4 protein-coding genes and 1 tRNA gene are annotated in these 2526 nt (G+C 67.3%); 2 read left to right on the top strand and 3 right to left on the bottom strand.

Annotation, left to right across the window (positions count from 1 at the left end):
- Together JMF90_RS33170 and JMF90_RS33165 are read left to right on the top strand one after the other, a co-directional pair.
- The coding region (locus JMF90_RS33170) for an enolase C-terminal domain-like protein (protein ID WP_305790769.1) at nucleotides 1-679 on the top strand (679 nt) is incomplete at its 5' end.
- Between the two features lie 91 nt (nucleotides 680-770).
- Nucleotides 771-1094 (top strand): hypothetical protein, encoded by a 324-nt coding sequence (locus JMF90_RS33165; RefSeq protein ID WP_236592994.1) that lies wholly within the window; start codon nucleotides 771-773, stop codon nucleotides 1092-1094.
- Nucleotides 1095-1182: 88 nt separating this feature from the next.
- On the opposite strand, the gene JMF90_RS33160 is transcribed toward JMF90_RS33165, so the two are convergent.
- The 3 genes from JMF90_RS33160 to JMF90_RS33150 form a co-directional block, all read right to left on the bottom strand.
- Nucleotides 1183-1258 (bottom strand) — tRNA-Ala (locus tag JMF90_RS33160).
- A gap of 67 nt (nucleotides 1259-1325) precedes the next feature.
- A complete protein-coding gene (locus JMF90_RS33155; RefSeq protein WP_006477385.1) occupies nucleotides 1326-1679 on the bottom strand; it encodes a c-type cytochrome in 354 nt (117 codons plus the stop codon).
- A complete protein-coding gene (locus JMF90_RS33150) occupies nucleotides 1676-2476 on the bottom strand; it encodes a BON domain-containing protein (protein ID WP_012327725.1) in 801 nt (266 codons plus the stop codon). Before JMF90_RS33150 ends, JMF90_RS33155 begins: the two co-directional genes overlap by 4 nt.
- Nucleotides 2477-2526 lie beyond the last annotated feature (50 nt).

Below are 2526 nucleotides of genomic sequence, written 5' to 3'. Positions count from 1 at the left end.
GATCAAGACGCGCTTTCCCGACGCGCGCGCGACGCTCGACCCGAACGGCGCGTGGTCGCTCGACGAGGCCGTCGCGCTGTGCCGCGGGCAAGGCCACCTGCTCGCGTATGCGGAAGATCCGTGCGGGCCGGAAGCCGGCTATTCGGGCCGCGAGGTGATGGCCGAATTCCGCCGCGCGACGGGGATTCCGACCGCGACCAACATGATCGCGACCGACTGGCGGCAGATGGATCATGCGGTGCGGCTGCAGGCGGTCGACATCCCGCTCGCCGATCCGCATTTCTGGACGATGCAGGGCTCGGTGCGGCTCGCGCAGCTGTGCCGCGACTGGGGGCTCACGTGGGGCTCGCACTCGAACAACCACTTCGACGTGTCGCTCGCGATGTTCACGCATGCGGCGGCGGCCGCGCCCGGCACGATCACCGCGATCGACACGCACTGGATCTGGCAGGAAGGCGACGCGCGGCTCACGCGCGAACCGCTCGAGATCGTCGGCGGCAAGGTGGCCGTGCCGGAACGGCCGGGACTCGGCATCGAGCTGGACATGGCGCAGGTCGAGGCCGCGCATGCGCTGTACAACGCGGTGGGTGGTACGGCGCGCGACGATGCGGTCGCGATGCGTTATCTGGTGCCGGGGTGGACGTATGATCCGAAGCGGCCGAGTTTGGGGCGGGTTTAGGGTGGAGTCGCGGGACGGTGGCGGTTGCCAAACGCGGGAAACGGTCGCATCCTGCCCGCTGCCTTGATCGGCCCGCGTGGCGGACGGTCGGGTGCCCCAGTCCATCCGCAACAGAACGCCCTCCATGACGTCATCCGATCCGACACCGCGGCAGATCATCGTCTTCGTGCTGTATTCGGTACTGTGCCTGCCCGCGAGCATGACCGTTGCCGGGTATGTCGCGACGCGGATCACGCAGAACGTATCGAATTTCGAAGGCGGCGCGGGTTATGCCGCGCTGTGGTGGATCATCATTCTGACTTGCGCGTTCTATGGGCTGTCGATCGCCATCTGCGCGCTGCTGCGGAAGAGGACCGCGGTGCTCGCGGTCATGACGGCGGGTTCGCCGTGTTGGCGGTGCCGACGTTCAGGGTGATTTACGAGTTGGCGACCTAGCGCGTCGGCCAAGGTCCCGCGGAAAAACAAAAAGGCCCGATCTAGCGATCGAGCCTTTCGAATTCCGTTGGTGGAGCGGAGGAGGATCGAACTCCCGACCTTCGCATTGCGAACGCGACGCTCTCCCAGCTGAGCTACCGCCCCATCAGTCAACTATCATACACACGCATTTCTGCGCTTGGCAATAGGGGGTTGAATCGCCCCTGAAACCTTACTTTGACGGCGCGCCGGCCAGCACCCATTCGACCACCGAGCGGACGTCGGCGTCGCTCATGCGCGGATGCGCCGGCATCGGAATCGCGCCCCACACACCCGAGCCGCCGTCCTTCACCTTCTTCGACAGCTTCGCGACGGCCTGCGGATCGGACTTGTAGCGCGCGGCGATATCCTTGAACGACGGGCCCACGAGCTTGCGATCGACCGCGTGGCAGCCCATGCACGCGTTGCTGCGCGCGACTTTCAGGCCGTCGCCGACGTCCGCGTGCGCGGCGCCCAGCGTGCCGGCCACGAGCGCCGCAGCCGCGGCGCCCTGCACCATCCATCGTTTCATCTGCATGCCCGTCATTGCGCCTTCGCCTTCGGATTGCCCGGATGCACGTTCGACGAATTCGAGATCGGCGCGGGCGGCTGCAGCGGCGCGGACTGCACCGATGCGTCGGGCACCGCGCCGACCGTCGCGCTGTCCGCCGGTGCGGCAGCCGGCTGCGCGCCGGATGCGCCGCTCGCGGGCGACGCGTCCTGCAGCGCCTGCGCGTCCTGCGGCTTCACGTACTGGAACACCTTCACGACCTTCTCGACGCCCGGCACCTGGCTCGCGGCTTCCGCGCCGCGATTGCCTTCGTCCACCGTCACGAGGCCCATCAGGTAGAGATTGCCGCGCTCGCTGACGACCTTGTAGTAGTTCGCCGAGATGCCCTTCGTCGCGATCAGCTCGGACTTCACGCGCCCTTCGAGGTACGAGTCGTTCGCGCGCGACGACAGCGACGACGCCGGCTCGACCGACAGCTCGTTGACGATGCCGTTCACGTTGTTGATGCCGCGCACGAGTTCCTCGGCGCGCTGCTTCGACGCGTCGTTCGGCACTTCGCCCGTCAGCAGCACGCGGCGGTTGAACACCGTCACGTTCACGTGCGACTGGTCCGGCAGCCCGTTGTTGATCTGCGTGAGCGACTTGACCTGGATCTCGCGATCCTCCGTCTGCGCGCCGAGCGTCCGGCGATCGGTCGCGATCAGCGCGCCGCCGCCGGCCGCCGCACCCACGACCCCGAGCACACAACCCTGCAGCGACACGGCGAGGCCCGCCGTCAGCGCGGCGAGCAGCGTGGTTCTGACGAGCGTCTGTTTGACGCGGCTTTGATTCATCGACGGCTCTCCTTCGTTCAATCCTCACCCAGCAGCATCGCGTCGATGCC

Origin of the sequence: Burkholderia sp. E168m23 (assembly GCF_016586125.1) — a bacterium.
GTDB classification, from domain to species: Bacteria; Pseudomonadota; Gammaproteobacteria; order Burkholderiales; family Burkholderiaceae; genus Burkholderia; species Burkholderia orbicola.
The sequence above is the reverse complement of the archived record's forward strand: the minus strand, read 5'-3'. Positions and strand labels throughout refer to the sequence as shown.